The 24,065-nt window shown below is 64.8% G+C and carries 22 protein-coding genes and 1 pseudogene; 13 read left to right on the top strand and 10 right to left on the bottom strand.

The window, feature by feature from the left end:
• Positions 1-13: 13 nt before the first annotated feature.
• The 3 genes from ACQ4W4_RS15310 to dapF are packed head-to-tail and all read left to right on the top strand — an operon-like array spanning position 14 to position 2,630.
• Positions 14-883 (top strand): lysophospholipid acyltransferase family protein, encoded by an 870-nt coding sequence (locus ACQ4W4_RS15310; RefSeq protein WP_436542723.1) that lies wholly within the window; start codon positions 14-16, stop codon positions 881-883.
• Positions 880-1,755 carry an LpxL/LpxP family acyltransferase gene (locus ACQ4W4_RS15315; RefSeq protein ID WP_436542724.1) on the top strand — a complete coding sequence of 292 codons (876 nt, stop codon included), beginning with the start codon at positions 880-882 and terminating at the stop codon, positions 1,753-1,755. The genes ACQ4W4_RS15310 and ACQ4W4_RS15315 overlap by 4 nt, the downstream gene beginning before the upstream one ends.
• Before the next feature lie 11 nt (positions 1,756-1,766).
• Complete coding sequence (gene dapF, locus ACQ4W4_RS15320; RefSeq protein WP_436542725.1) at positions 1,767-2,630, top strand: diaminopimelate epimerase; 864 nt, start codon at positions 1,767-1,769, stop codon at positions 2,628-2,630.
• A 7-nt stretch (positions 2,631-2,637) separates the two neighbouring features.
• On the opposite strand, the gene ACQ4W4_RS15325 is transcribed toward dapF, so the two are convergent.
• Positions 2,638-4,140 carry a tetratricopeptide repeat protein gene (locus ACQ4W4_RS15325; RefSeq protein ID WP_436542726.1) on the bottom strand — a complete coding sequence of 501 codons (1,503 nt, stop codon included), beginning with the start codon at positions 4,138-4,140 and terminating at the stop codon, positions 2,638-2,640.
• Positions 4,141-4,556: 416 nt separating this feature from the next.
• Here ACQ4W4_RS15325 and ACQ4W4_RS15330 point away from each other — a divergent pair, with 416 nt between their 5' ends.
• The 9 genes and pseudogenes from ACQ4W4_RS15330 (at position 4,557) to ACQ4W4_RS15370 (ending at position 12,021) form a co-directional block, all read left to right on the top strand.
• Positions 4,557-5,645: a porin gene (locus ACQ4W4_RS15330; RefSeq protein ID WP_495542792.1), complete on the top strand. Its 1,089-nt coding sequence runs from the start codon at positions 4,557-4,559 to the stop codon at positions 5,643-5,645.
• A gap of 163 nt (positions 5,646-5,808) precedes the next feature.
• Positions 5,809-6,486 (top strand): DUF484 family protein, encoded by a 678-nt coding sequence (locus ACQ4W4_RS15335; protein WP_436542728.1) that lies wholly within the window; start codon positions 5,809-5,811, stop codon positions 6,484-6,486.
• 7 nt (positions 6,487-6,493) lie between these two features.
• Positions 6,494-6,745 (top strand): annotated as a pseudogene (locus ACQ4W4_RS15340) (site-specific integrase); the annotation flags it as partial.
• Positions 6,746-6,820: 75 nt separating this feature from the next.
• Positions 6,821-7,441 carry a tyrosine-type recombinase/integrase gene (locus ACQ4W4_RS15345; protein ID WP_436543005.1) on the top strand — a complete coding sequence of 207 codons (621 nt, stop codon included), beginning with the start codon at positions 6,821-6,823 and terminating at the stop codon, positions 7,439-7,441.
• Between the two features lie 136 nt (positions 7,442-7,577).
• On the top strand, positions 7,578-8,642 hold the full coding sequence (locus ACQ4W4_RS15350) for a CobW family GTP-binding protein (protein WP_436542729.1): 1,065 nt from the start codon (positions 7,578-7,580) through the stop codon (positions 8,640-8,642).
• A 481-nt stretch (positions 8,643-9,123) separates the two neighbouring features.
• On the top strand, positions 9,124-9,576 hold the full coding sequence (dksA, locus tag ACQ4W4_RS15355; RefSeq protein ID WP_034753066.1) for an RNA polymerase-binding protein DksA: 453 nt from the start codon (positions 9,124-9,126) through the stop codon (positions 9,574-9,576).
• A gap of 210 nt (positions 9,577-9,786) precedes the next feature.
• Positions 9,787-10,323 (top strand): ATP-dependent protease subunit HslV, encoded by a 537-nt coding sequence (hslV, locus tag ACQ4W4_RS15360; protein WP_436542730.1) that lies wholly within the window; start codon positions 9,787-9,789, stop codon positions 10,321-10,323.
• Between the two features lie 136 nt (positions 10,324-10,459).
• Complete coding sequence (hslU, locus tag ACQ4W4_RS15365; RefSeq protein ID WP_436542731.1) at positions 10,460-11,812, top strand: ATP-dependent protease ATPase subunit HslU; 1,353 nt, start codon at positions 10,460-10,462, stop codon at positions 11,810-11,812.
• 14 nt (positions 11,813-11,826) lie between these two features.
• Positions 11,827-12,021 carry a hypothetical protein gene (locus ACQ4W4_RS15370; RefSeq protein ID WP_436542732.1) on the top strand — a complete coding sequence of 65 codons (195 nt, stop codon included), beginning with the start codon at positions 11,827-11,829 and terminating at the stop codon, positions 12,019-12,021.
• A gap of 153 nt (positions 12,022-12,174) precedes the next feature.
• On the opposite strand, the gene ACQ4W4_RS15375 is transcribed toward ACQ4W4_RS15370, so the two are convergent.
• On the bottom strand, positions 12,175-12,789 hold the full coding sequence (locus tag ACQ4W4_RS15375; protein WP_436542733.1) for an outer membrane protein: 615 nt from the start codon (positions 12,787-12,789) through the stop codon (positions 12,175-12,177).
• A 168-nt stretch (positions 12,790-12,957) separates the two neighbouring features.
• Between ACQ4W4_RS15375 and ACQ4W4_RS15380 the strand changes: the two genes are divergently transcribed.
• A complete protein-coding gene (locus tag ACQ4W4_RS15380) occupies positions 12,958-13,743 on the top strand; it encodes a helix-turn-helix domain-containing protein (RefSeq protein ID WP_436542734.1) in 786 nt (261 codons plus the stop codon).
• On the opposite strand, the gene ACQ4W4_RS15385 is transcribed toward ACQ4W4_RS15380, so the two are convergent.
• The 8 genes from ACQ4W4_RS15385 to gspL all read right to left on the bottom strand — a co-directional run bounded on the left by ACQ4W4_RS15385 (position 13,716) and on the right by gspL (position 24,058).
• Positions 13,716-15,968: a patatin-like phospholipase family protein gene (locus ACQ4W4_RS15385; protein ID WP_436542735.1), complete on the bottom strand. Its 2,253-nt coding sequence runs from the start codon at positions 15,966-15,968 to the stop codon at positions 13,716-13,718. The genes ACQ4W4_RS15380 and ACQ4W4_RS15385 overlap by 28 nt on opposite strands.
• A gap of 68 nt (positions 15,969-16,036) precedes the next feature.
• Positions 16,037-16,606 carry a type II secretion system protein N gene (locus ACQ4W4_RS15390; protein WP_436542736.1) on the bottom strand — a complete coding sequence of 190 codons (570 nt, stop codon included), beginning with the start codon at positions 16,604-16,606 and terminating at the stop codon, positions 16,037-16,039.
• A gap of 16 nt (positions 16,607-16,622) precedes the next feature.
• Positions 16,623-17,843, bottom strand: a complete 1,221-nt coding sequence (gene gspF, locus ACQ4W4_RS15395; protein ID WP_099408038.1) for a type II secretion system inner membrane protein GspF — start codon at positions 17,841-17,843, stop codon at positions 16,623-16,625.
• Between the two features lie 10 nt (positions 17,844-17,853).
• Positions 17,854-19,275 (bottom strand): type II secretion system ATPase GspE, encoded by a 1,422-nt coding sequence (gene gspE / locus ACQ4W4_RS15400; RefSeq protein ID WP_436542737.1) that lies wholly within the window; start codon positions 19,273-19,275, stop codon positions 17,854-17,856.
• A 10-nt stretch (positions 19,276-19,285) separates the two neighbouring features.
• Positions 19,286-21,529, bottom strand: a complete 2,244-nt coding sequence (gene gspD / locus ACQ4W4_RS15405; RefSeq protein WP_436542738.1) for a type II secretion system secretin GspD — start codon at positions 21,527-21,529, stop codon at positions 19,286-19,288.
• Positions 21,526-22,302: a type II secretion system protein N gene (locus ACQ4W4_RS15410; RefSeq protein ID WP_436542739.1), complete on the bottom strand. Its 777-nt coding sequence runs from the start codon at positions 22,300-22,302 to the stop codon at positions 21,526-21,528. Before ACQ4W4_RS15410 ends, gspD begins: the two co-directional genes overlap by 4 nt.
• Positions 22,299-22,832 carry a type II secretion system protein M gene (locus tag ACQ4W4_RS15415; protein ID WP_436542740.1) on the bottom strand — a complete coding sequence of 178 codons (534 nt, stop codon included), beginning with the start codon at positions 22,830-22,832 and terminating at the stop codon, positions 22,299-22,301. The genes ACQ4W4_RS15410 and ACQ4W4_RS15415 overlap by 4 nt, the downstream gene beginning before the upstream one ends.
• Positions 22,829-24,058, bottom strand: coding sequence for a type II secretion system protein GspL (gspL, locus tag ACQ4W4_RS15420; RefSeq protein WP_436542741.1), 1,230 nt, complete (start codon positions 24,056-24,058; stop codon positions 22,829-22,831). Before gspL ends, ACQ4W4_RS15415 begins: the two co-directional genes overlap by 4 nt.
• Between the last annotated feature and the right edge of the window lie 7 nt (positions 24,059-24,065).

Genomic DNA, 24,065 nt, shown 5'->3' on the forward strand with positions numbered 1-24,065 from the left:
AAACCGCTTATACATGTTAGTCCCAATTTTCCGCTTCTTGTCCGTCTTTCCCCTGCCCGTCCTGCATGGCCTGGGCGCTGCGCTCGGCTGGGTGATTTACGCCATTTCCCCGTCCTATCGCCGCCGCATGCGCGAGAACATGCAGGGTGCGGGGTTTTCGCAACACTTGCACACGGCCGTGGCCGAAGCGGGCAAGAGCGTGCTGGAACTGCCCTTCATCTGGTGCGCTCCCGCCGAGCGCGTGGCGCGCCATGCGACGGTGGAAAACTGGGAACTGGTGGAAAAAGCGCTGCAGCACGGCCGCGGCATTGTCTTCCTGACACCACACCTGGGCTGCTTTGAAATCGTCGCCCAGCAAATCGCCCTGCGCACGCCGCTCACCGTGATGTACCGTCCGCCCAAGCGCGCCGCCCTGAAACCGCTGATCGAAGGGGCGCGCGCGCGCGAAAACCTGATGCTGGCGCCGGCGAACATGTCGGGCGTGCGCATCTTCGCCAAATGCCTGAAAAAGGGTCAACCGATCGGCCTGCTGCCCGACCAGGTGCCGCAGGAAGGCGAAGGCGTGTGGGCCGATTTCTTCGGCCGTCCCGCCTACACCATGACCTTGCCCGCCAAGCTGGCGCAGATGGGCGGCGCCGAAGTCATCATCACCTACGCGGAACGCCTGCCGGGCGGACGCGGCTATGTCGTGCATTTCGTGCCCTTCACCGAGTCGCTCGACAGCAGCTCGGCCGAGCAGGCGCGCACCATCAATGCCGCCATGGAGCAATTGATCGCGCGCAGCCCGGCGCAATACCTGTGGAGCTACAACCGCTATAAAGTGCCGCGCGGCGCGCCGCCGCCCACGCCCGCCACGCCCGATGCCGCCGGGGAGCAGGCATGAGACTGCTGATCGCCTTCATGTGGCTGCTGCACTGGCTGCCCTTGCCCATCCTCGGCCGCTTCGGCGTGGCCGTCGGCAGCGTGCTGTTCATCGCCATGCCCACGCGGCGCAGGATCGCCCTGACGAATCTGCGCCTGTGCATGCCGGAACTGACGGAAGCCCAGCGCGTGGCCTTGGCGCGCCAGCATTTCCAGGCGTATTCGCGCAGCGTGTGGGAGCGCAGCATCCTGTGGTGGTCGTCGGAAGCGCGCTTGAACCGCCTGATCAGGAAAGTGCCCGCCTTCCCGGGCCAGCAGATCGCGGCCAAGCCCACCATCCTGCTGTGCCCGCACTTTGTCTGCCTCGACGTGGCCGGCGCCGCCACGGCCATGGAAATTTCCGCCTCGTCAATGTACGTGCAGCAAAAGAACGCCGCCTTCGACCAGGCCTTGCGCAACGGCCGTTCGCGCTTCAAGCCGCCCAAGCTGTTTACGCGCCAGGACGGCATCAAGACGATCTTGCGCGCGCTGCGCGACGGCTTGCCGTATTTCATGCTGCCGGACATGGATTTCGGCGAGAAGGATGCGGAATTCGTGCCCTTCTTCGGCGTCCCCGCCGCCACCCTGACGGCCACGGCGCGCCTGGCGCTGGCGGCCAAGGCGCAAGTCATTCCCGTCATCGCCACCTTCCTGCCCGATTACCAGGGCTGGCAAGTGACGTATTACCCGGCGTGGGACGATTATCCGGGCGACGACATCACGGCCGCCACGCGCCGCATGAACGCATTCATCGAAGAGCGCGTGCGCGAAACGCCGGCCGAGTATTTCTGGACGCATAAACGCTTCAAGACGCGTCCGGAAGGCGAAGCGTCGTTCTATAACCAGCACAAGTGATACGGCACACCATGAAACTCCACTTTACCAAGATGCACGGCGCCGGCAATGACTTCATCGTCATCGACGCCATCAATCAGGACATCGATTTCACGCCGGCCCAGTGGCAGCGCCTGGCCGACCGCCGTTTCGGCATCGGCGCCGACCAGATCCTCGTGGTGGAAAAGCCGCGCCTGCCCGGCTGCGACTTCCGCTACCGCATCTATAACAACGATGGCGGCGAAGTCGAGCAATGCGGCAACGGCGCGCGCGCCTTCGTCAAGTTCGTCAGCGAAAAAGGCTTGTCAAGCAAGGCCAGCATCCGCGTGGAAACCATGGCCGGCGTCATCGCGCCGCGCCTGGAACTCGACGGCAGCATCACGGTCGACATGGGCGCGCCCGTGCTGGAACCCGCGCTGGTGCCGTTCGACGCAAACGGCCTGGACGGCGTCGCGCAAGGCAGCGACACGCTGTGGCCGCTGGACCTGGCCGTGCCGGGCCTCGCATCGCCCGTGCTGGTGTCCGTCGTCTCGATGGGCAATCCGCATGCCGTGCAAGTGGTCGACGATGTCGATGCGCAAGACCTGGAACAATCGGGTCCGCTGGTCGAGCACCACCCGCGCTTTCCCCGCCGGGTCAACGCCGGCTACATGCAGATCGTCAACCGCCAGCACGTGAAACTACGCGTGTACGAGCGGGGCGCGGGCGAAACGCTGGCGTGCGGCACGGGCGCCTGCGCCGCTGCCGTGGCAGGCATCCGTCGCGGCTTGCTCGACTCGCCCGTGCGCATCAGCGCGCGCGGCGGCGAACTGTCGATCGCCTGGCAAGGCCCCGGCCACCCGGTCCTGATGACGGGCCCGGCCGTGACCGTGTTCGAAGGCACGATCGAGCTGTAAGCGAAAGTCAGGCCGCCAGGAACTGCTGTTCCTGCGCGACATCAAGTTCCGCCAGATAGCACTTCAGGCGGTACAAGCGCTGCCGGTAATTGCCTTCCGGCCCCGCCACGCCGCAATCGACGCGCTCGAACAGGCGCACCACCTGATCGAGCAGCTGGCGCTCCTGCGCCGTGCGGATCAGCACGAGGCGCCGCTTGCCGCGGCCATGCGTGGCGCTGATATCGATCAACAGACAATGGCCCTGGTCGGCGGCGTGGATATCGAGCAGCAAGGCCTCGGCACGCGACAGATGAAAGCAGCGCGCCAGCGCCAGGCGCGCCGCCAGCAGCGGGTGGTTCTGGTCCAGCTGGCGCACGTGCCCATCGGCGTGCATGGCGGCGCACCGGCCCCAGTCGCCGGGCTCGCCTCGAGGCGCGATTTTCGCCAGCGCCGCTTCCGCTTCACGGCTGCCTTGCGCCTGCGCCTGCAGCAGCCAATACGCGGCGCGCACATCGTTGTTGACGCCGTCGCGGCGGTTACGCCAGGCATGCATGCCGCACTCGAGCTGGGCCGGGCCATGCCCCAGGTCGGCCGCGCGCTCCAGGCAGAAATGGGCTTCGACGACATTGCGCTGGGAAAATTCCGGTTTCGTATAGATGCGCGACAGCACGAACCAGGCTTCGGCCAGTCCCTGCTCGCCAGCCTGCGTCAGCCACCGCACGGCCCGCTTGAAATTGGCCGCGCCATTGCGCGTGGCCAGGCGCCGGCCATGCGCATCCATGCGCGCATAGCCGAGTCCCAGCTCCAGCTGCGCCGTGCGGTCGCCGCCATGCGCGGCCAGCTCGCAGCACTGCCAGCCCTCGGCATCGCCGCCAGGCGCCAATGCCTGGGCGCAACGCGACAGCAACAGCACCTGCTGCGCGTCGAGGGCAATCGTGCGCGCCCCGGCGGCGGCCTGGCGCTGCAGCAGCTCGCGCGCCAGCGGCAAGCCTTGCGACAGGAAACCGGCATGGTTGCCCTGGCGCCAAGCCTGCTCCAGCCAGGCGTGCAGCGGCGCGTCGCCATCGAAAGCCCGCTCGCCAGCCACGCTGGTGGCCAGCGCGGGTGTTGCCGATGATTTTTCTTGTAGCGACAACAACCATTGCGCATCGGGCAAGCCGGCGCGTACGGCAGCGTCCAGCGCCACGCGCGCCTTGGCCCGCAAGGCTTCACCGTGACTGGCGGCGTTGCCCAGCACCAGTTGCGCCAGGACCAGGCCCGCCTGCACCAGGCCCGCATCGAACGCTTGCGCGTAATACGGGATCAGCGCCTTGGCTGCCGGTTGCGCCACTTCGAAAGGCACGTGGGTGCCAATCAGCCGGCACGCTTCCTCGCTATCCTCCTGAGCCGCCCGCGCCAGCCAGTGCAAGGCCGTCGGCAGGCTTTGCGGCACACCCTGTCCAAACAGATACACCCGTCCCAACGCCAGTTGGCAAGCCACATCGCCAGCACGTGCGCCCTTGATCAATCCTAATGTTTCGCGATTTGCCATCGATTCTCGATATTGAGTCAATGATTCTAATAATAGTGAGTCGTCTCCAGGCCCATCAATGCAGGCCGCCCCTTAGTGTAACGTCCTTGTGTCGTAAATCCGCCAAAGCGACCGCAAGAACTTGATTCAACGCAACAATCCCTCGGCCTGGACATGCCAAGATTGCAAGGCGCCGCTACGGTGGCGATGGGAGAACGTTGTCCATCGGCACAGGACTGGCAGAAATCGCGCGTTACAAAAATACAACAGGGGCATGCAGTTATGCCGCTTTTCACCAATCTTTTCACGCATATTTGACCAATCCCGCACGTCTTGCGCGCCGACGAATTAAGGTTCATTCATCGAAACGCGACAGTCAGCGCATTTCAATCTGCTCGGATCTCGGACGGAACTCACTTTTAAATAGGGAAGAAGACATGAAAAAATCACTCGTTGCCCTCGCACTCTTCGGCGCCTTTGCCGCAACCGCACAAGCGCAGTCGTCCGTCCAAATCTACGGCACGATCGATGCAGGCCTGGGCAAAGCGACTGGTTCGACCACCGCTGTCACGAAGCGCGACAACAACAAACTGGGCTTCAAGGGTACGGAAGATCTGGGCAATGGCTTGAAAGCTATTTTCCAACTGGAAATTCGCTATGAGTCCGACACGGGCACCATTGAAAACACGTCGGGCAACAACTCGCGTCCACTCTTCCAGGGTCAAAGCCGCGTCGGCCTGCAAGGCGACTTCGGTACCGTACGCCTGGGCCGTGGCCTGACCGCATACCAGGAAGTGAGCACCTCGTTCGAACCATGGTCGGGCATGCCTACGCAAGCCGGTTTTCAGACCGATCTGACCGTCGCCGGCTACACCAGCGATCCGCTGAGCCCTACAGGCAACTCGCGTAACCGCTTCTCGAACGCCGTGTTCTACAACTCACCAGTGTTCAATGGCTTCCAGCTCAACGCCACCGTTGCTGCCAAGGAAGCTAATAACAACAGCGCCGTGCCAGCGCGTGCGCCGGGCAACTCGGTAACATTTGCTTCGGGCAATCGTGCCGTGGCAGCCAACGTGGCGCCGACATCGACCCCGTACTCGATCTCCGCAACGTACACCTCGACTGGATTTGCCGCCATGGCTGCCTACGAGCGCAATGGCTTGCAAGCCAAGCTGTGGTCGGTTGCCGCCTCGGTCAATCCTATTCCTGAGCTGAAAGTCATGCTGTCGATCCAGCACCAGAAAGATGATGACTTCAAAATCATCAATACCGGCACCAAATCGTGGGTACTGGGCGCCAACTACGACGTTGGCCCAGGCAAGATCCGCGCCGGTTATGGCCAGAAAACGCCCGATGGCGTCGTCAAAACCAAGCAAGCATCGCTGGGCTATGACTACAATCTGTCGAAGCGCACCTACGTATATGCAGATATCTCGAACAAAAAAGCCGCTGTTGCTGACAGCATCAACTACAACGTTGCGAAAAGCATCAACTACGTCGGCATCGGCGTACATCACAACTTCTAATGGCATCGCGCGTCTCCCGCTACGGGTGACGTGACTCGCCAGACGGAGCAAGGCGGCATGGGCAACCATGCCGCTTTTTTCATGGGCGCGCGCTTTTGCTCCATATTGCGGCGCACTCTCGGTTAGAATCAAGTGTTCATCCTTCTCTCTTCTGACACTATCAATGACCGCCACACTCGATTCCAGCACCGTCGCCCAGTACTTGAGCGAGCATCCGACCTTCTTCGAAGAGCATACCGCGCTGCTCGGCGAGGTCAAGCTGAGCAGCCCGCTGACGGGACGCACCATCTCGCTGCAGGAGCGGCAGATGGAAGTGATGCGCGACAAGTACAAGGCGCTCGAGCTGCGCATGTCCAAGCTGAGCCGTGTGGCCGAGGAAAATGGCGATATCGCCAGCAAGTTCCACGGCTGGAACCAGGCCATGCTGCAAGTGCGCAACGATGCGGACATGCCGCGCGTGCTGGTCGATGCCTTGCAAAGCAATTTCGACGTGCCCTACGTCAGCCTGCGCCTGTGGCAAGTGCTGCCGGAACACGCTGACGGCTGGTTCACGGAAGATGTGACGGCCGACGTGCGCATGTTCGCCAACAGCCTGCAAACGCCGTACTGCGGCAGCAACCGCGATTTCGAAGCCGTGCACTGGTTACAAGCTGACAAGATCGAATCGACCGTCATGATCGCCGTGCGCGCCCCGAACACCACGGGCACCTTCGGCTTGCTGGTGCTGGGCTCGCCCGACAGCGAACGGTTTACCTCGAGCATGGGCACGGATTTTCTCGTGCATATCGGCGCCACGGCCGGCGCCGCCCTGGCCGCGCTGCGCGCCGGCACGCCTGCCTGAACCAGCCATGCATGAGGCGCGCGACAAGGCCGAGTGGCTGGGCGCCTACCTGGCGCAGCTGGCCACGCAACGCAAGCTGTCGCCGCATACGCTGGACGCCTACGGGCGCGACTTGCGCGCCCTGCTGGAACTGAGCGGCAATACGCCTTGGACGGCGCTGGCCCACAATGAAGTGCGCCGCTACACGGCCAAGCTGCATGCCGGCGGCCTGGACCCGCGCTCGATCGCCCGCAAGCTGTCGTCGTGGCGCGGCTTTTTCAACTGGCTCAGCGGCGAGACCAAGCTCGACGCCAATCCCGTCGACGGCATCCGCGCCCCCAAACGGGCCAAGACCTTGCCCAAAGCCTTGTCGGTGGACGACGCCGTGCGCCTCGTGGCGCCCGCGCAACACCAGCAAGGCGCCGCCGAGCCGGAGCAACTGTGCAACCGCGCCATGTTCGAGCTGCTGTATTCAAGCGGCTTGCGCGTGTCCGAACTGACCAGCCTGGACACCCATTACTGCAAGGCCGAGAACGGCCGGGAGGCCTCGCTGGGCTGGCTCGACATGGCCAGCTTCGAAGTCATCGTCACAGGCAAGGGCAACAAGATGCGCAAGGTGCCGGTCGGCAAGGCGGCCCTCGTGGCCCTGACGGCCTGGCTGGCCGTGCGCCCGCCGGCAAGCGATGGCAGCGCTGCCTTGTTTTTAAGCACGCGCGGCACGCGCATCTCGCCGCGCGTGCTGCAGCTGCGCCTGAAGGCGCACGCGCTGGCGACCGACATTCCCGCGAATGTGCACCCGCACGTGCTGCGCCACTCGTTCGCTTCGCATGTGCTGCAATCGTCGGGCGACTTGCGTGCCGTGCAGGAAATGCTGGGCCATTCCAGCATCACCTCGACCCAGGTCTACACGGCCCTCGATTTTCAGCATCTCGCGCACGTATACGACCAGGCGCACCCGCGCGCCAAGGTCAAGTAGGCCGCGCCCCTTGGCCAGCCTGATCCATATCAAGCGGATCGGCGCGCATTTGCAAGCTTTTGCAAAATTCCGGCATAATCGTCCGCATTCTTCCGCTTGCGCGGCGGCACCACCGATTACAGCATAGGCATCCTTCATGGCACTGATTCCAACCACCATCCTCACCGGCTTCCTGGGCGCAGGCAAAACCACCTTGCTCAACCGCATACTGCAGGAAGACCACGGCATGCGCATCGCCGTGATCGAAAACGAGTTTGGCCAGGAAAACATCGACAATGAAATCCTGGTGCAGGATAGCAACGAGCACATCATCGAGATGAACAACGGCTGCATCTGCTGCACCGTGCGCGGCGACCTGATCGTGGGCTTGACGGAACTGGCGCGCAAGCGCGACGCCGGCCTGCTGGCGTTCGACCGCGTCGTCATTGAAACGACGGGCCTGGCCAATCCGGGCCCCGTGGCGCAGACCTTCTTTGTCGACGAAGAAGTGGGTAGCCACTACATGCTCGACGCCATCATCACGGTGGTCGATGCGCGTCATGCGATGAAGCAACTCGATGAATACGAGGAAGCCCAGCGGCAAGTGGGCTTTGCCGACAAGCTGCTGCTGTCGAAAACCGATCTCGTCAGTGAAGAAGACGTGGCCGCCCTGACGCGCCGCCTGAAACGCATCAATCCGCGCGCGCCCGTCGCCAAGGTCGATTTCGGCCGCGCGCCGCTGGCCGAAGTGCTCGACATCCGCGGTTTCAACCTGAATGAAAAACTGGAACTGGACCCGGATTTCCTGGAGACAGAGACGGCGCACGTACATGACCATGACAAGGCGCATGAGCACGCGCATGAGCACAGCGACGCCTGCGCCACCGATTGCGGCCATGCCGACCACCACCATGCGCAGCACAGTGACGACATCGCCGCCTTTGTTTTCAAGAGCACGCAACCGTTCGACAGCGCCAAGCTCGACGAGTTCCTTGGCGGCCTGGTGCAAGTGTATGGCCCGCGCATGCTGCGCTACAAGGGCGTACTGCTGATGCAGGGCGCCGAACGCAAGGTGGTCTTCCAGGGCGTGCACCAGCTGATGGGCAGCGACCTGGGCGCCAAATGGGGAGAAAACGAAGTGCGCGGCAGCAAAATGGTATTTATTGGCAAGAATCTACCAAAAGACATTTTTATTCGCGGACTCGAACAATGTTTGGTATAAACTAGCCGGGTTTTGCAAAGTATCCTTTGCAAAGCAGAAACATAAGGGAAAGTTAAGCACGCTTTCCCGCTGCCCGACACCCATCTTGCTGGCATAAACCAACAAGTAGCCGTCCCTGATCGGCTAGTCAACAAATCGGGATGGCAATATAAGGCAAAGCGTGCCAAAATCAGCGACGAAAACGGCCCATGTCGTTCGCCTGTCATAAAATGCTGGCAAACTGCCGCTGGCCGCATGCCAGGCATGCAACCGATCCACCCAACACGCCTGTTGACGCGCGCATAGCGCGACTGGCATAGAGCGGTAAAAAGTTATCAACATGGCACCATGGCCGGCCGGTAGTCCTGGCTTTCGCCGGCAAGCCAAGGTCGCACGCAGTACAGCGGGACAGCAATGCCAAGCGGAACCTGTACAGTTGCTCGGTATCGCCGCATCAACTGATCAATTTGAAAACTCTGTCGTATCGAAGGTAAGCGAAGTTATGACCAAAACTAATAAATCGACCCCGGCCGCCAACCAAGACATCCCTCTCATCAGCGAAGACCAAATTCGCGCCATGAGCGAAGATGACTACATGAATCCGGCACAACTGGCATTCTTCAAGGCGCGCCTGCAGCAGCTCGAAAAAGACCTGCTGAAAAACGCCGGCGAAACCACGGAACACTTGCGTGAAACCGTGCTCGTACCGGACCCTGCCGACCGCGCCACCATCGAGGAAGAGCATGCGCTGGAACTGCGCACGCGCGACCGCGAGCGCAAATTGCTGAAGAAAGTGCAGCAATCGATCGCCAGCATCGACGCCGGCGACTATGGCTGGTGCGAAGAAACGGGCGAGCCTATCGGCATCCCGCGCCTGATCGCCCGTCCGACCGCCACGCTGTCGCTGGAAGCCCAGCAACGGCGCGAACTGAAGCAAAAACTCTACGGCGACTGATCGCCCTCCCCTGACGCGGCCGCCCCGGCAGCCGCGTGACAGCGATAAAAAAGCATGTAACCTTCGGTTGCGTGCTTTTTTTTCGTCCCGCGCCGACTACACTGAAGCAGGCACTGCCGCTTGCAATTGCCTTTTCCATCCCCACTTTTGAGCCATGGGCGCGCAATCGCATGGCCTTGCACGCATCGGCACGAATTTTTTGAGGTCACTATGGAACAATTTCACGGCACCACCATCCTCTGCGTCCGGCGCGGCAAGCAAGTCGCCCTGGGCGGCGACGGCCAGGTCACGCTCGGCAACATCGTCATGAAGGGCACGGCCCGCAAAGTGCGTAAGTTGTATCAGGGCAAGGTCCTGGTCGGCTTTGCCGGCGGCACCGCCGACGCTTTTACCCTGCTCGACCGATTTGAAGGCAAACTGGAAAAACACCAGGGCAATCTGCTGCGCGCCTCCGTCGAACTGGCCAAGGACTGGCGCACCGACCGCGTGCTGCGCCGCCTGGAAGCGATGCTGCTGGTGGCCGACAGCGAGTCGACCATGGTCATCACGGGCAATGGCGACGTGCTGGAACCGGAAGACGGCATCGGCGCCATCGGCTCGGGCGGCACCTACGCCCAGTCGGCCGCCAAGGCGCTGCAGGAAAACACGGATTTGTCGCCGGCCGACGTGGTCAGGAAATCGCTGACCATCGCCGCGGAACTCTGCATCTACACGAATATGTCCCACATCATCGAAACCCTCGACTAAGCGTCCCCGAGAAAACGCCCATGGCTGCGTTGCCTGGCCTGGGCGTACAAAAAGGTACTGCCTGCGGCCAAGCGCCTTGCCCTGAACGTTTTTCGGGCACTCTACGCAAAAGAAAGATAGAAAGCCAACTATGATCATGAACATGACCCCGTCGGAAATCGTCACCGAACTCGACAAGCACGTGGTGGGCCAGGCCAAGGCCAAGCGCGCCGTCGCCATCGCCCTGCGCAACCGCTGGCGCCGCCAGCAGGTGGCCGAGCCCCTGCGCCATGAAATCACGCCAAAAAATATCCTCATGATCGGCCCCACGGGCGTCGGCAAGACGGAAATCGCGCGCCGCCTGGCCAAGCTGGCCGAGGCGCCGTTCATCAAGATCGAGGCGACCAAATTTACCGAAGTCGGTTATGTGGGCCGCGACGTCGACACCATCATCCGCGACCTGATCGACATCGGCATCAAGCAGACGCGCGCGCTGGAAATGAAGAAGGTGCGCGCCCGCGCCGAAGATGCGGCCGAAGACCGCGTGATCGACATTCTCGTGCCGCCGGCGCGCGACTTCGGCTTCACGCCGAATACGCCAGCGGCCGTGGACAGCGGCAGCGGCGACAGCACGCGCCAGACCTTCCGCAAGCGACTGCGCCAGGGCGAGCTCGATGACAAGGAAATCGAGATCGAACTGGCCGAGGCAGGCCCGCAGATGGAAATCATGGCGCCGCCGGGCATGGAGGAAATGACGGAGCAGATCAAGTCCATGTTCTCGGGCGTGGGCGGGCAGCGCAAGAAGGCGCGCAAGGTCAAGATCAAGGAAGCCTTGAAACTGCTGGTCGAGGAAGAAGCGGCCAAGCTGCTCAACGAAGATGAGCTGAAGCAGAAGGCCATCCAGAACGTCGAGCAAAACGGCATCGTTTTCCTCGACGAAATCGACAAGATCGCCTCGCGCTCGGAATCGGGCGGCGCCGACGTCTCGCGCGCGGGCGTGCAGCGCGACCTGCTGCCGCTGGTCGAGGGCACGACCGTCAACACCAAGTACGGCATGATCCGCACGGACCACATCCTGTTCATCGCTTCGGGCGCGTTCCACCTGTCGAAGCCGTCGGACCTGATCCCGGAACTGCAGGGGCGCTTCCCCATCCGCGTGGAACTGGAATCGCTGTCGATTGCGGACTTCGAGCGCATTCTCACCAGCACCGACGCCTGTCTGACGATGCAGTACGAAGCCTTGCTGGCGACGGAAAACCTGACCTTGAAATTCGCGCCGGAAGGCATCACGCGCCTGGCGGAAATCGCCTATTCGGTCAATGAGCGCACGGAAAACATCGGCGCGCGCCGGCTGCACACGGTGATGGAAAAACTGCTGGAAGAAGTGTCGTTTACGGCCAGCGAAGGCAGCAGCAGCACGGAAAACCTGCTGGTGATCGATGCGGCCTACGTCAACGAACGCCTGGAAGCGCTGTCGGTCAACGAGGACCTGTCGCGCTACGTGCTGTAATCAAGGAGGGACCGATGGCAAACAAGGCCTTGGCGACGCGGCAGAAAATGCAGTTCCGCGTCGAACCCTCGCAGAAACCGCGCAACCCCGTCACCACGGCCGCCCTGCAGCGCACCGCCGGCGCGCACGTGAAGACCGTGTCAGGCCAGCGCCAGCAGGAAAAACGCCTGCTGGCGAAATTGCTGTTGAAAGTTGACGTCAAAGACTGATCTGGAAAGGTCCATGGCAAGGCGCATGGACGAAGACAGTATGAGTAATACGGCGAGGCCGTGCAACGCCGCCATGGGCATTTCAGGCCGCCCGCGGACACCCCGTTCCGGGGCGTCCGCCATCAGGCCACTGTGTGCCGCAGCATCATCCCCTTAGAAACGATAGGACGCGCCCAGCGAAAACATGTCGACCTTGGTCGTTTGCTTGCTGCTGTATTTGACCGGCACGCGGTCCCAGTCGAGGTGCAGCGACCAGTTCTTGTTCAGCGCATACGCCGCGCCGATGCCGTAAGTCAGGCCGATCTTGTCCTTCTTGTCCGAACCGCCGCCCAGATAATCGACCTTGCCCTGCGTGTACGCCGCGCCGGCGCGCCCGCTCAGGGTAAAGGCGTCGAACTGGTAGCCGAGCACGCCCTGGATGCCAAGGCCCGTGAACTTGCCGCGGCCAGCGCGCTTGCCGGCGTCCGTATCGAAGCCGGACTTGACCTCGCCACCCATGTACCCCACCAGTTCAATCGAAGGCACGGCCACGCCGCCCTGAAACGGCAACGCGTCGAAACTGTAACCCACGTAGGCCTTGCCATTGCGCTTGCTGCTTTTGTCGCAATCGCTTTGCCCGGCGATGCAATCGAGGCCTGTGCTGGCGCGAAAGCCATAGCTGGCACCCGCATAGAAGGGACCCGGTGCAGGTTCGGCGGCGGCGGCGTGCAAGGGAGCGATGGTGGCCAGCGCCAGCAGCGCTGCGGGGAAACGGAAGGATGGGAACATGGATAACCTCTACAAGTGAATGGATTGCCTGGTTGTAGCGCGCTGCGCGAGCCACAAGCGGGAGTGTCATCTTTTTTGCCGTAAAGTACTATCTCCTTGTGCAAAGTGCCATTCAAGGCTACATTCGGTACCGCCACCCGCTACCAAACTTACCAAAAAGGATATTCCGTGAGTTCACCTGAACTGGTTTTGCGCGTGCTGCGCACGCAACTGCGCGCCGCCGGCATCACATACAAGGTATTGGCCGAACGCATCGGCATGAGCGAGTCGAGCGTCAAGCGCATGTTTGGCCAACACGACATGTCGCTGTCGCGCCTGGCCCTGATCTGCAAAGCATCGGGCATCGCCATGGAAGACGTGCTGCGCGGCGCGGCCGACATCACGCCGCATGCCGACACGCTCACCCTGGTGCAGGAAAAGTCGCTGGTGGCGCATCCGCGCCTGCTGCTGGTGGCGATCTGCTGCCTCGGCCACTGGAGCCTGGAGCAGGTGGTAGAAACGTATGCGCTGACGCAGGCCGAATGCATCGGCTGCCTGGCCGAACTGGACCGGTTGGGTTTGATCGAACTTAAGCCGCTGAACCGTTACAGCCTGCGCGTCTCGAACGCCTTCCACTGGCTGGCCGACGGGCCGGTGCAGCAGTACTTCCGCGAATATGTGGTGGCCGATTATTTCAGCGGGCATTTCGACGGCGCCGGCGAGACCCTGATGTGCATCCCGGCGCGCCTGTCGCTGTCGAGCGCGCAGGAGCTGGTACAGAAGATCCGCCAGCTGGCCGAGGAACTGGCGCGCCTGCACCAGAACGACCGGCGCCTGGCTCCAGTCGAGCGCGATGGCTTTACCCTGCTGCTGGGCTTTCGCTCATGGGAATTTGCCGCCTTCACGGCCCTGCGCCGCAGCACGGCCCCCGCCGCGCCGGGCACTCCTTACCAGACCGGTCCCAGGAACAGGTAGAACGTACTCTCGCCGCCCTTCGATGCGCCCGAGGCCACGTACACGGGACCGAAGCGCGTATCGACGGAGATGAAGGCGCTGCTGGCCTGCGTGAACTTGCTGGCCTTCCAGCGCTCGCTTGGATCGAAGCCGCCGCCCATCTCCAGCGAAAAGCCGGCCCGCACGGCGCCGCCCAGGGTGCTGGGCAGCGAACCGATGCGACGCGCCATCACGAAGCGCGCCAGGGCGATGCTGCGCCCGCTCACGGATTCGAAATCGGTGCCGGACAGGCGCAGGAAACCGCCCAGGCTGAGCGGCGCCTCGCCGCGCTGCGCGCGCGCCCATTCGCCATACACGTGGCCGGCCCAGTTGCCACGCCCAAACGCCTTCAATGCCGACAGCGAGGAACGGCCCAGCGCCGCTTCGCCCGAACCCGTGGTCGAGGCGCGCGTCCAGGTGGCGTCGAGCAGCGCGCCGCGCGTGGGGAAGCCGGGCGAATCGAGCGTATCGACGCGGAACTGGACGAACTGGGTGGTGCCCAGCGCACGCGACTCGGGCTGCGTGGGATCGGCCGGTATCGCCAGCTTGCCCCTGATCTCCGTGCGCGTGACGCCGAACTGCAGATCGCCCCAGGTGCCGAACTCGCGCCCCAGCACCAGCGCCGCCGTCTGGCCGTTGTACGTCAGGCGGGCGCTGCGCCGGCCCTTGTCGAAGACGTCCATCGCCGACGAGGTGTACTGCAGCTGCGGCGCGATGTACCACGGATTGCCGGCGCCCAGCGGCTGCCAGAACTGCACGCCATAGCCGCGCGCATTGCCGATCTGCGCCGTACTGCGCAATTCGCCGCCCCAGCTGTTCAGGTTCGAGCGCACGTGCAGCAGCTTCAGGGCGAAGCTGTTGCTGTCCCTGAAATCGCTGGACAGCTCCAGGCCCACGCGCAGGCGGTTGCTGGCCCACGGCGCCTCGACCGCCTTGATGCTCACGGCGCGCTGCTCGCCCGCATCGACCACTTCCGTCTCCACGCGCGCCACGTCGCCGCGGCCATACAGCCTGGCCGCCGCCTTGAGCACATCTTCCTGGCTGACCGACTGTCCTTCGACCAGGCCCGATTGCGCCTGCAGGATGCGCGGGTTGATGTCGCCTTCGCTCTCCACGGCCAGGCGCGTGAGCGGCAGGGCCACGTCCAGCAGGGCCGGCGCGGCCAGGCGCAGCTGTTCGCGCGCCGCATACTGTTCCGGCGACAGCGCCAGCGGCGCCAGGCGGGCGGCCAGCGCCTGCGCCGCCTGTTCGCCGGCGCGCATGGCGCGCGCATAGTTTTCAAAGTCAAGGAAACTCACGCCCGTCAAATCCGGCGCCACCAGGATATCCTGCGGCTGCAGCTCCTTGAGCGAGCGCTGCACGTTCTGCTCCGTGAGGATCTGCAGCATCTGCTGCGCCACGCCGATGGCGCTGCCCAGCTCTTTTTCCGGCGCCAGCGGCGTGCCCACGTTGACGGCGATGATGATGTCGGCGCCCATGGCGCGCGCCATGTCGACGGGCAGGTTGCGCACCAGCCCCCCATCGACCACCAGGCGGTTGTTCACGCGCACGGGAGCAAACACGCCAGGCACGGCCAGCGAGGCGCGCATCGACAGGAACAGGGGCGTATCGACCAGTTCCACCAGCTCGCCATTGACCAGGTCCGACGCCACCGAGCGGAAGGGCAGCGGCAGCTGGCTGGCGGGACGGTCGCGCATGCCGGCCGGCAGCAGCCGGTTCAAGGCCATTTCCAGGGCTGCATTGCTGGCCGCCGCCGGCGGCGTGGAAATACCGTTGCGGCTGGTGCCGAACTCGATGCGCGACGGCAGCAATAAATCTTCCTCGCGGCGGCGGAACGCCAGTTCGTCGCGCGGCGGCCGGTCGGCCACCACGCGCGCCCAGTTGGTCTCGCGCGCCATCTTTTCCAGGTCCGCCACGGAAGCGCCGGCCGCATACGCGCCGCCCACCACGCCGCCCATGCTGGTGCCCACGACCATGTCGATCGGCACGTGCAGCTCCTGCAGCACTTTCAGTACGCCGATATGCGCGAGGCCGCGCGCGCCGCCGCCCGACAGCACGAGGGCGATGCGCGGACGCGCCGGCGCGGCAACGGCCAGGGCGGGAGCGGAGGAAGCGGCGGCAGCGGGAACATCAGCGGCGGCGCCGGCTTGCGGCAAGACGCACAGCGCCGCCACGCAGCCCGCCAGGACGGCACGGATCGAGAACATGAAGACTCCTGTCGCGATGGCGGCATGACGCCATCGGCAAAATACGATAAGAACAGCGTGAATTAGCGTTAATTCGACGGCGGCGTACTGGTGGTCACCTGCGGCGGTGCGGGCATGACGGTCGCCGGACGCTGCTGTTCCATCGGCAGCGGCGGCGGCACCAGGTTCGTTGCCGGGGCCGGGGCCGGGGCCGGGGCCGGCGCGGGGGCGGCGGACACGGGGGCCGGCAAGGCCAGCGCCTTGTCGTCGGCCACCAGGTCGATGCGTTTGCTTACGCCGCCATCGCGCAGCAGCACGTGGCGCGCATGCACTTCCAGCACCGTCACGCCGGGCACCACCTCGGCGCCTTCCGGCAAGGCCACGGACGGCTTGCCATCGGTCGAGATGATGGCCACGCTGCCGCGGCCATTGCCGGCGGCGACCACGCCTTTGAGCTGATAATTGCTGGCCGTGGCCACGCTGACCTGGCCGCCGAACAGCGAGGCGCCCGCCTCCACGCTGGCATCCTGCACCACCGGCACGGCCGGCGGATTGATGGGGCGCTGCGGCGCCTTGAACAGCTGCATGGCCCAGTAGGCCAGCGACACCGACAGCGCCACGACGGCGAGCAAACTTGTAACTTGAGGCAAACGCTTCATGGCTTCCTTGGTTTTCTTATCTGACGAGCTGATTGATTTCGATAATCGGCATCAGCACGGCCAGCACGATCAGCAGCACCACCACGCCCATGGCCAGGATCAGGGCCGGTTCCAGCAGGCCGGCAATGGTGAGCGTGCGGCGTTCCAGGTCCTGCTCCTGCGCGCTGGCCGCGCGTTCCAGCATGGCCGGCAGCTCGCCCGTGATTTCGCCCGCGCGTATCATGTGGATCAGCATGGGCGGAAAATGCTTTTGCGCCGACAGCGCGCGCGCCAGGCTCACGCCTTCGCGCACGGCGCCGCTGGCGTCAGCCACCAGTTCCTGCATCGCCACGTTGGTCAAGGTGTCGCGGCTGGTGTCGAGCGCGCGCAGGATCGGCACGCCGGACCCCGTGGTGATGGCCAGCGTGCTGGCAAAGCGCGCCGTATTCAGGCTGCGTTCGAACTTGCCGTACAAAGGCGCCGTCAGCAGCCAGGTATGCCAGCGCCGCTTCAATGCCGGCTGCTGCAGCGCGCGGCGCCAGGCGAACCAGGCGCCGGCGAGGGCAATCGCCACGACGATGCCGTAGTTGCGCACAAAGTCCGACAGCGCCAGCATGATCACGGTGAGCATGGGCAGCTTTTGCTTGGTGTTGGCGAACACGGAGACGATCTGCGGCACCACGTAGGTGAGCAGGAAAATGACGATGGAAAACGCCACCACCGTGACGATGGCGGGATAGGTAAACGCCAGCTTGACCTTCTGCACCAGCGCATTGCGCCGTTCGATGTAGTCGGCCAGGCGCGAGAGCACGCGCGACAAATGGCCGATCTGCTCGCCCGACGCCACCAGCGCCCGGTAAATTTCCGCGAAGTCGCGCGGATGGCGCGCCAGCACGTCGGAAAACGCGGCCCCGCCGATGACTTCGGAGCGGATCGAGGCGATCAGGTCGCGCAGATACGGCCGCTCGGCCTGTTCCAGCAGCGCGGAAAAGGCCTGCTCCAGCGGCAGGCCCGCTTCGAGCAAACTGGCCAGCTGGCGCGTAAACAGGGCCAGTTCGGTGCTGGACAGGCGCTCGCCGAAGCCGCGCCGCCTGGTCACGCCGGCGGCGTCGACCTGCGCGGCGATCGGTTCGACGGCCAGCGGCACCAGGCCTTGCACGCGCAGCTCGGCGCGCGCGGAACGGGGACTGTCGGCATTGAGCACGCCCTTGCGGGTGGCGCCTTGCGCGTCGACGGCTTCATAGCGGAATGCGGGCATGGTGGCGGGCCTAGTCTTTGGTCACGCGCAGCAATTCGGCCTGCGTGGTGGTGCCGTCGCGCAGCCAGCGTTCGCCATCCTCGCGCATGCTCGTCATGCCGTCCTGCAGGGCCACGGCGCGCACTTCCGCTTCCGAAGCGCGGTTGTGGATCTGCGCGCGGATCTGCTCCGTCGTGCGCAGCAATTCATACACGCCCACGCGGCCCTGGTAGCCCGTCTGGCCGCAATGTTCGCAGCCAACCGCCTGCCAGTATTGACCATCGAAGGTCTTGCACGAACCGCACAACTTGCGCACCAGCCGCTGCGCCAGCACGCCGAGCAAAGACGAGGACAGCAGGAACGGTTCGATGCCCATGTCGAGCAAACGCGTGACGGCCGCCGACGCGTCGTTCGTGTGCAGGGTCGCCAGCACCAGGTGGCCCGTGAGCGACGCCTGCACGGCGATCTGCGCCGTTTCCAGGTCGCGGATCTCGCCGATCATGATCACGTCGGGATCCTGCCGCAAAATCGCCCGCAGCGCCTTGGCAAAGGTCATGTCGATGCGCGGATTGACTTGCGTCTGGCCCACGCCGGCCAGGTCGTACTCGATCGGGTCTTCCACCGTCAGGATATTCGTCGTCGTGGCGTTGAGCATCGACAGCGCCGCATACAAGGTCGTCGTCTTGCCCGAGCCGGTGGGGCCCGTGACGAGCACGATGCCGTGCGGCTGCGTGATCAGGCCATCGAACTGCGCCAGCATGGGCGCGCTCATGCCCAGGTGCTGCAGATCGAGGCGGCCCGCTTCCTTGTCCAGCAAGCGCAATACGGCCCGTTCGCCATGCCCCGTGGGCAGGGTCGAGACGCGCACGTCGACGGGCTTGCCGCCCACGCGCAGGGTGATGCGGCCGTCCTGCGGCAGGCGTTTTTCCGCGATGTCGAGCTGCGCCATGATCTTGATGCGCGAGATCAGCGAACCGTGGATGGCTTTGCGGGGACGCACCACGTCGCGCAGGCTGCCGTCGATGCGAAAGCGCACGACGGAGGTCTGCTCGAACGGCTCGATATGGATATCGGACGCGCCTTCGCGCAGCGCCTGCGTGAGCAAAGCATTGATCATGCGGATGACTGGCGCGTCGTCGGACGATTCGAGCAAATCCTCGATGGCCGGCACGTCCTGCAGCAGCTTGGTCAGATCGAGGTCGGCGTCGAATTCATCGGCCATCTGCGAGGCGTCGCCGCCGCCGCCCGCGTAGGCGCCGGCAATGGCCGCATCAAGCTCGCCGCGCGGCAGCACCGTCAATTGAATCTGGCCGAAACGGCGCGACACTTCGGCAATGGCCGCCGGCGCCGTCGATGCGGCCACCAGTACCTCGACGGGAGCGCCGTCCTGCGCGCCGGGCCGGGCCAGCAGGCCGAAATCGCGCGCGTAGGCGTAGGGAAGCAGATTGCTCATGACTGCCCCATCACTTCTGCTGCTGCGGCTGCGGCTGCTGCTGGTATTGCTGCAGCAGCGGCTGCGGCGGCGTGGCCGCGTTGGCCGGTGCGCCTGGCGGCGGCGTCGGCGCTGGCGGCACGGGACGCGTCACCATGTTGCCGCCCACAGGCTGGCCATTCTGCAGGGCCGGCAGCACCGGCGTACCGAGGTCTTTCAGCATCAGGTTGCCCGTGGCCGGCACGGCGGCCGTCTCGGCCGAGCGCATGTAGTCGTAGCGGTCGGCCGCCAGGCTGCCGCTCTGCTCCTTGTTGCGCACGATGACGGGGCGCAGGAAGATCATCAGATTGGTTTTCTTGCGCTCGCGCGTCTGGTACTTGAACAGGTTGCCCAGCACGGGAATGTCGCCCAGGCCGCGCACCTTCTCGGCATTGTCGCCCGTGCTGTCCTCGATCAGGCCGCCCAAGACGATGATCTGGCCATCGTCGGCCAGCACATTGTTTTCGATCACGCGGTTGTTGATGGTGATGCCGCTGACGGCCGTCGACGTGGACTTGTCCACGCTCGACGTCTCGTGATAGATGCCCAGCTTGATCGTGCCGCCTTCGGAAATCTGCGGACGCACCTTCAGGGTCAGGCCCACTTCCTTGCGGTCGATGGTCTGGAAGGGATTCGTGTTGGTGCCGGCCGTGCTCGTGTACTGGCCCGTCAGAATAGGCACGTTCTGGCCCACCTTGATGGTCGCCAGCTCGTTGTCCAGGGTAATCAAGTTCGGCGTCGACAGGATGTTGGCGTTGCCGTCCGATTCCAGCGCATGCGCCACGGCGCCCAGGCCCAGCGCGCCGTTGATCTGCTTGAAGATGCCCAGGGTCAGGCCGCCCGTCGGCAAGACCTTGCCGCCGCCCGTGGCGATGGCGCCGATGTTGTTGGTGGTGCCCGAAGCGAACGACTGCAGCGCGCCCACGCGGTAGTTGCTGGTGCTGTCGCCGGAAAGCCCCAGCCACTGCACGCCGAATTCGGAGGCCTTGGCCGACGTCACTTCGACGATCAGCGCCTCGATGTAGACCTGGGCGCGGCGCACGTCGAGCTGGTCGATCACCGCGCGCAGGTTGCGGTAGACGGCTTCGTTGCAGGTCAGGATCAGGGTGTTGGTGGAAGCGTCGGCCTGGATGAAACCGGCCGCCCCGCCCGAGGACAGCTGCTGCGGCCCGTTGCTCAGCGATGCGCCGCCCGTGGTGCCGCTTTGCGTATTGCCGCCCAGGCCAGTGCTGTTCATGCCGCTGTTGTTCTGGTTGATCTGATTGTTCGTATTCTGGTTGCCGACGCCCTGCTGCGCCGTGGCGGCCGTGCCGTCCGACGTCACCACCGAGCGCAGGGTCTGCGCCAGCTTGGTGGCGTCCGCATTTTTGAGGTACACCACGTGCACATTGCCCAGTTGCGTGGTGGGCTGGTCCAGCTTCGAGATCAGCGACTTGGCCAGGTTGGCGCGCGCCGCCGACGGCGCGCGCAGCACCAGCGAATTGGTGCGCGGGTCGGCCAGCACGGAGACCTTGCCTGCGTCTGCCCCTGCGGCGGCGCCCGCATTCCCGCCTTCCATCAGTTTATTCACCATCGAGGCCAGGTCGGACGCGATGGCATAGCGCACGGGGATCACGTCCAGATCCGTCGAGGCGGGCACGTCGAGCGCGGCGATGATCTTCGCCAGGCGCTTGAGGTTATCCGCGTAATCGGTGATCACCAGCGAGTTGTTCCCCGGGTTGGCGTTGATCGTGTTGTTCGGCGAAATCAGGGGGCGCAGCACGGCCAGCAGGTTGGCCGACGATTCGTAGTTCAGGTAAAACACCTGGGTGGCGATCTGGTCGCCCTTCACCTGGCTGCTGCCATTGCCCACCTGGGTCGGCACCGATTGCAGCTTGGCGTCCGCTTCCGGCACCACCTTCGCATAGCCGTCGCCGGAGACCACGGCATAGCCCTGCAGGCGCAAGGCGGAGGCCAGCAGCCCGAAGGCCTGCGACTTGCTGATCGACTTTTCCGACACCAGGGTGATCGTGCCCTTGACGCGCGGGTCGATGACGAAATTGATGTTGGTGTAATGGCCCACCGCCTTGATCACCGATTCGATGTCGGCGCCGACGAAATTGAGCGCCGCCTCATCGCCGGGCGCGGCCCAGACGGGCGCCGGCATGCCGGCCACGGAACAGCACAGCAAGGCGGCGGCCGACAGGCGGCGCAGCGAGAAGGTGGAGGTAATTGGGCTCACGGATGGTTTTTTCATTGTCTGAACTCTAAGGCGATGATGTTTTTTTCGCTATTGCTACGGCGCTGTCCCAGCAAATTCAACAAACTCGCCAAGGTCTCTTCATATCCTGCTGCGGCCTGGGCCTGGCCGGAAAACTGCATGCGCCCCTGTTGCAGGCTGCCGCTGCCGTCAAGCAGCAGCGGTCCCTTGATGGAGCGCAGTGTCAACGTCGCCTGCTGCCCCTGCCAATCGAAATCGAGTTCGTAGCTGCCCAGCGGACGCAGGGACGACAGGCGCGACGCCATGTCCGTCATCTGCAGGGTGGTACGGCCGATGGCGGAAAACTGCCGCTGCTCCAGGGCCAGCTGCAAGGTGCTCCACGACAGGCGCATGCTGCCCGTCGGCGCCACGGTATTCAACGGCGCACCGAGACCGCCGAGGCCGTCGGCCGGCAGCAGCAGGGCCGCCGGGCTGACTTGCCAATGCGACCACGAGCCGCGCAGGTTCACCGGCTGCGACAGCGCCTGCGGGTTCTGCAGTTCCACGTCCGCCGATCCCCACAGCACCGAGGGCGAAATGCGCCAGCTGAAACGCCCCGGCAGCAGGGGCGTCACGGCGCCGTTCGCGCTGGCCGCCCCGCCGATAAAGGCCGAGCCGCGCCACAGGGTACCTTGCGCGTCGCCCAAGGTCAAACGTCCGCCCGTCTGCTTTTCCACAATGCCCGCCACCCAGCCGGCCGGGAAAAACACCAGCAGGGTGACGCAGACGCTGACGATGATGGCCAGCAGCCAGCCAAGCAGGCGCATCATCGCGCCGCGCCCGGACTCTGGTGCAGGGTCAGGCTGGCGTCGACCAGGCCCGCCTTGCCCTGCGCCGTGATCTTCGCTTCCTGCACGGCGATGCGGCCTTCGCGGCGCAAGCCGTCGAGCCACAGCATGACGCTGGCGAACGGCACGCCGTTCAACTGCACGCGCGCGTACTCTCCCGTCAGCGACAGCGATTGCGGCGCCAGGCCGCGCGCCTTGAGCGAGGCGTCGAGGCTTTCGCGGCTCATGCTTGCCACCTGCACGGGCGCCTGGCGCGCCAGTTCGCCCGCTTCACGCGCCAGCGCCTGCAGCTGGGCCGCGTTCTGGCGCAGCTCGGGCAAGCTCTTTTGCAAGGCGATGCGGCCGTTCCAGGCCGGCTCGAAAAACACGGCGTAGACGAGGGCCAGCCCCGCCACCACGCCGCCGATGCTCAAGAGCTTGCGCTCCTGCTGCGTGCGCTCGGCCCAGAAGGCCTGCACGGCCTGCTGCCGCCCTATCCACGCGGCGCGCGCCTTGTTCACTGCTGCACTCATGCTTTTGCTCCCGTGGCCGGCGTGATCTTCCACACGCCAGGCGCCGTTTCATTCAAGGCCAGCTTGCGCGCGGCCAGGCCGTCGCGCACCTGTGCCTGGGCGCTGGCGTCGACCATGTCCGGCTTCAGCTTGACGATCAGGCTGCGCTCGCGGTATTCCAGCGAGGCCACCACGCCGCGCCCGGCCAAGCCGCCCAGCGCCTCGCCCAGGGCCGCGCTCATGCTGGTGAAGTCATCCATGCTTGCCTGCCCGCTTTGCAGGCGGGCGGCGGCGATATTGCGCCGCATCTGCTCCGCTTCCAGTCCATACACGGGCGCTTCGTTCGGATACGCGGCCTTGAAGGTTTGCTGCATCGAGGTGCGCACGGTGGCCGCCTCGCGCTTCAAACGCATCCATTCGATATTCATGCCGGCCAGGTTGACGACCACGGCCAGCAGCGCCAGACGGATGGGCCAGCGCCAGCGGCGCCACTCGGTGGCCGATCCCGTCGCCGTGCCCAGCGCGCCGGCCAGGTCCAGCCCCGCGCCCTTGGCGCCGGCGATCCAGTGCGCCCAGTGGTCGGGCGCCACCGTCACGCCATCCATGCCGGCGGCCAACTGTTGATACTGCGCCAGCTCGGCCTGCGCCACGTACACCGTCAGGGGCACATCGCCGGCAAACGCGCGCGTCGTCAGCAGCGCCTGCTGCGGCTGGGCAGGCAAGACCAGGCCCAGCCCCTCTTGCGGCGCCTGGCGCAAGGCCAGTTCCAGACCGTCGCCGCTGGCCTGCAGGGCGGCCGTCACGCTACCCGGCTGCAAGGGCAGGCACAGCTGCGACGGCAGCAGCGCCACCTTGCGCGCACCCTGCGCCAGCAAGGCTTGCACGAGTACCTCGGCCCAGGCGCGCTGCGCCACGGCCACCGTGCGCATGCCGGCAGCGTCGGGCGCACCGGCGGCCAGCAGGCAATCCTGGGCGTCGCCGAGGATGTGTTCTTCCACCAGGCCCGGCAAGGCCGCGCGCAGGCGGGCGCCGGCCAGCGGCGGGGTTTTCAGGCGCAGCAGGGTCACGTCGGCCGCCGCCAGCAGCAGCACCACCTGCTTCGCGCCAGCGATCAGCTGGCCCAGACTGCGCAGCGGCGCGCTGCCCTGCTGCAGCAAGGCGCCGCCGTCGCCGGCCAGCATGAAGGAGCAGGCAGGCGCGCTGTCGGTGGACGCCTTGGCCGGGTGACGGATATACAATATTGTCAAAGTGACT

Origin of the sequence: Janthinobacterium glycogeni, assembly GCF_051380725.1 — a bacterium.
Taxonomy (GTDB): domain Bacteria; phylum Pseudomonadota; class Gammaproteobacteria; order Burkholderiales; family Burkholderiaceae_D; genus Janthinobacterium.